This is a genomic window from Streptomyces sp. NPDC057428 (assembly GCF_042803195.1).
In the GTDB taxonomy this organism is placed as follows: Bacteria; Actinomycetota; Actinomycetes; order Streptomycetales; family Streptomycetaceae; genus Streptomyces.
This window is the reverse complement of record NZ_JBHVCT010000187.1, coordinates 1-3,929: the sequence shown is the minus strand read 5'-3', so window position 1 is coordinate 3,929 and position 3,929 is coordinate 1. Positions and strand designations below refer to the sequence as shown.

Annotated in this window: 3 protein-coding genes; all 3 read right to left on the bottom strand. The window is 66.1% G+C overall.

Annotated features, from left to right (window positions below; genetic code table 11):
- Positions 1–91: 91 nt before the first annotated feature.
- Positions 92–559 carry a hypothetical protein gene (locus tag ACFU5K_RS31465; protein WP_384068040.1) on the bottom strand — a complete coding sequence of 156 codons (468 nt, stop codon included), beginning with the start codon at positions 557–559 and terminating at the stop codon, positions 92–94.
- 430 nt (positions 560–989) lie between these two features.
- Positions 990–2,069 carry a hypothetical protein gene (locus tag ACFU5K_RS31460; protein ID WP_384068037.1) on the bottom strand — a complete coding sequence of 360 codons (1,080 nt, stop codon included), beginning with the start codon at positions 2,067–2,069 and terminating at the stop codon, positions 990–992.
- A gap of 511 nt (positions 2,070–2,580) precedes the next feature.
- Positions 2,581–3,834 (bottom strand): CBS domain-containing protein, encoded by a 1,254-nt coding sequence (locus tag ACFU5K_RS31455; protein WP_384068034.1) that lies wholly within the window; start codon positions 3,832–3,834, stop codon positions 2,581–2,583.
- Positions 3,835–3,929: the final 95 nt, after the last annotated feature.

Here is a 3,929-nt window from a genome sequence, read left to right as displayed (position 1 = left end):
CGTCCGGGGTACCACCACCCGAGCTACCTCACACAGCGTGACCGGCGAGCCCGCCCGTCACCGCCGCACCCCCATCAAATTCGAAGACCCGTCATGCTTCCTCCCCGCACTTCATGCCCGCGGGCCCGGCTACGCGCCGCAGTTGTCCCGCAAGAATGACCTTCCCTGTCAACTCGTCGACATATGCCGGACTGAGTAGCTCGAAGGCGTCTCCCTCGCCCTCGGTCACCACGAACCGGTCGCTTTCTTCCGGCTCCGTCACTCGCAGCAACCGCAGTTCCCGCAGATGCGCCGTCATCGCACCATCGACGGCCTCGCGACTGTCTCCGGCCCGGGACCAGAGGAGCGCGTCGATTTCGGCGAGACGTCCGGCGAACTGGGCGCGCGTACGGAATTCGTCCAGGACCGCCCTACGCACGGCCATGGCAAGCGCCCCGGAAGGGGCCACCTCGTCGACCCCGGCAGCCTCCAGTGCCTTCGGTATGCGTTCCGACACTCCCTTGATCACCGTCATCGCGTCGATTGGATCGGGACGGACATCGGCGACGCCGGTGCTCACCGACTGGGCCGGAGTCTCGGAGCTGCGCTCTCTACGACGCCTCAGGCCCCCGGGTTTGTGTGGTGCCTCCGTGCCCCTCGTGCCGGGTTGCGTCTGGCCGCAGGCGGGGCAGGGACGGTGGGGGCGTTCTCTCTTGGGAGTCTTCTTGTTCGGAGGCATCAGGCTCTGCTTCGTTCGGTAAGGACGGTTAATCAGGACACGGAAGTCGATGAGGTCATCGCGTGGAACTGCGGCGGTCGAGTCGCGGGGCGGTGGTCCGGAAGTCGTCGAGGAGTTCGACTGCGGCACGGGCACGGATGGCCTCGAGCTCGCCGCCGCTCGTCACTGGGGTCCGGCGTGGCAGGGCATCCACCGGGGGCACGAGATGCCGCGGAACCTGGGAGGGCATGACGTACCGAGACCGGTCGAGCGGCAACTGGTAGAAGACGTCCTAGCCGACCTCGCCGCGCAGCGCGCCACGGATGCGTTCCTCGGCCAAGTTCAGGGCGGACTGAGCCTTGGCATCTCCCTCCCACTGGCGGAATATTCCCCGGCAGCGTTCCTCCCACCCGTCGGCACCGTGATCCAGGCCGATTTGGAGGAAGGGATTGCTGAACGGGCCGCGGTGGTTCCGCCTTGTCTCCCTCCAGGCCTGCAGGAGACGAAGGTTGCGTTCGGCGACGGCACCACCCTGAGCGGCGGCCTTCTCGGCATACTCCTTGGCGGAATCGAGTAGCCTGTCCCGTCCCGTGGCCGACTTGGACCTCTCACTCTGCTCCACGGCCGCGTACGCCGCGATGGCGTATCCCTCCTGCGTCAACTCCGCGGAGATCTTCCGGCCACTGCCGCCGCGGGTTAGGGAGTGCGCCTGCCGTGTCGCCGCCTCCATCTCGCCTGCCTTGACCAAGTCGTAGGCCCGATTCACGGCCACGTGCGCATAGAAAGGACTGCGCCCGGCGTCGACGAGCTCCCGTGGTTTCCACAATGTGGCCATCAGATGCCAGAGCCCCCGGTCCTCACCCATGCTCGGCGGCCATTGCCCGGACAGAGCGCCCGACTTGAGGTCGCGCAATTCGATCTGCTGGGCTCGCGGCAGAACCGCGTCTAGGGACTCAAGGGCTGCCGCGTCGCCGTCCAGGACGACGTCGTACAGAAGGTCCCACACATCGTCCGGTTCCTGCCGGGTGAGCGTCTCACCGCGCAGGAAGGACTTTCGGCGTAGATAGGCCTGCCAGTCGAGCCGCTCGGCCTCCTCGTCGGTGAGCCTCTCGGGAGCGAGACGCGCGCGCAGGTAGAGACCTTCCTGCTCGTCGCGAATCTTCCATGGCGCGTCCTCGGCCAGCAAACCACCGTGGTCGACCAGATCGTCGATGACAGTCAGAGGAGCCCAGGCGAGGAGTCCGTCCAGGAAGCGGTTGGGTATAGGGACTGTGCCACGGGTGGCAGCGGTCGCGAAGAGAGAGAAAACGGGGCCGCCTGTGAACGAATGGGAGCGCTTGGTGACGAGATCCAGGCCGGGGCCGTCGAACACAGCAGTCGGCACCGTTCCAGGCCTGCCTCGTTGAGCCATCGCACTCCGGTGGCCCAGAGATTGCGCATGTGTCCGAGGACCGACGCCGACGGCAGGTGGCTCAGCCCGGCGCGGACCGCGGGCAACAAGGCCTCGCGGTCCGGATCCCCTTCGAGCGCCCGAGTGAGCACCAGCCTTTCCGCCTCGGTTATCCCGGCGACGGCCGCTGTTTCCGTGAGCATGGCCAGCACGGCTTCGACGGCCTCGTTCCCCCCGACACCGAGCCAACGCCACTTGCGCTGGACGAAACCGCTCACACCCGAGGGCCCCTGGCTCTCCCGGCGTTCACGTGCCCGCTTCAGGCGCTCTCGTTCGGCGGCCTTCGCCGCTTGCCGGGCGGCGGCCGGGTCCGTCATGTCGTACACGCCCGACAGGTTATCCGTGTGGTCTGACAATCCAAATGGTCTCGTACGTATCGTGACCTTCGACGACGAGTGGTTCGGGACCACCGGCCGAGTACCGTGGGACAGAGTTATTCTCCGTACTCCCTCAGCAGCTTGTTCAGATACCGGATCTTGTCGACGTCCGCCTTCGGCAGGGGATCACTGCTGTTGAAGTGCATGACGTTGTTGCGGATCCGGCGAATCTCCTCCAGCCGCGCAATGAACACCCTGCGGTCGAGCGGCCATCCAAGCTGTTCCCACAGTCCCGGGTTCTCCAGCACCCGCTGGTAGTCGCCGACGGTCATGTCACCGAAAGAGGCGATGCGTTCACCCGCCGGGTCGCACAGGCCGGTGACCTCGGGCAATGTGAAGGCCCCCACGATGACCTGTCGCAGTCGGCGGTCCATTTCTCCGATCAGGAGGAAATGTCCGGCCAGTTCGCCGTAGGCCTGGGCGACATCGGCGGCGGTGACGATCCCGGCGATCGCGTTGTGCTGGTCCCTGACGAGTACGAAGTCGTGCTCGACCAGCGTGGGCAGGACATCGATCAGGTCGTGGTCGTAGCGGACGTCGCGTGCGTCCATGACTGCCTGTGCGAGGTGGGCGCCGGGGTCGGCATGGCGGGCGCGCGCTATGGACTTCCACGAGACGGATCCCCGCAGATTGTGCGGTCCGGCAAGGACGGGCAACTGGGAGAAGTCGTGGAGGAGCATCAGCGTGATGACCTCCTCGAACGTGGCCGTCGGCTTGACACTGACGATGCCGGCGAGGGCGGATGGCAGGGTGCCGACGGTCAATCCCGTCTCGCGTGGATCCAGCTCTTCGGACCGTCCGTCCGGCGTCGGGGCCGTCACTGGCAATCCGGCGAGGGGAATGTCTTCGGTCTGCTCTTCCGCAGCCTTGACCAGTTGCACTGTCGCAGTCAGGGACACCTTGTCGAATTCGGGTGAGGTGATCAGGCTGTGGTTGGCGAGTTCGGCCTGGATCTGGTCGTTGACGGCGCCTCGGCCGGTTGCGCCCCACCAAGCCAGCAGTTCCTGCACGGAGAGAGACAACGGGCGCCCTGTCTCTGCCGATTCACGTGCTTTCTTCAGCCGTGCGTGCCGCTCACTGGGCGACACGGATGTCTGCTGGCGCTCATTCTCCGGTGCTGTGGGATCGGCCTCTGCGGCGGCCCGGTCGAGCAGTTCCTGACGCAACTGCGCGAGGTATCTGCCGTCGTCGACCTGCCATGCCTCCCAGCCGTCGAACGTTCCGTTCCCGACGGCGACCATGGCCGCCTTGGAAGGCGAGCGGAACTCCTCCCCGTCCGAAAGCTGAATCCATCCCCGGGGTGTGACCACGTAAGCATTCAGAAGGTCGTGGTCTGGGGCTTTGTCTGACGATGTGACAGGTGGTGGGCGGGTGCGGCAGGATCCGTGCTCGTGTCGTCCGTCTT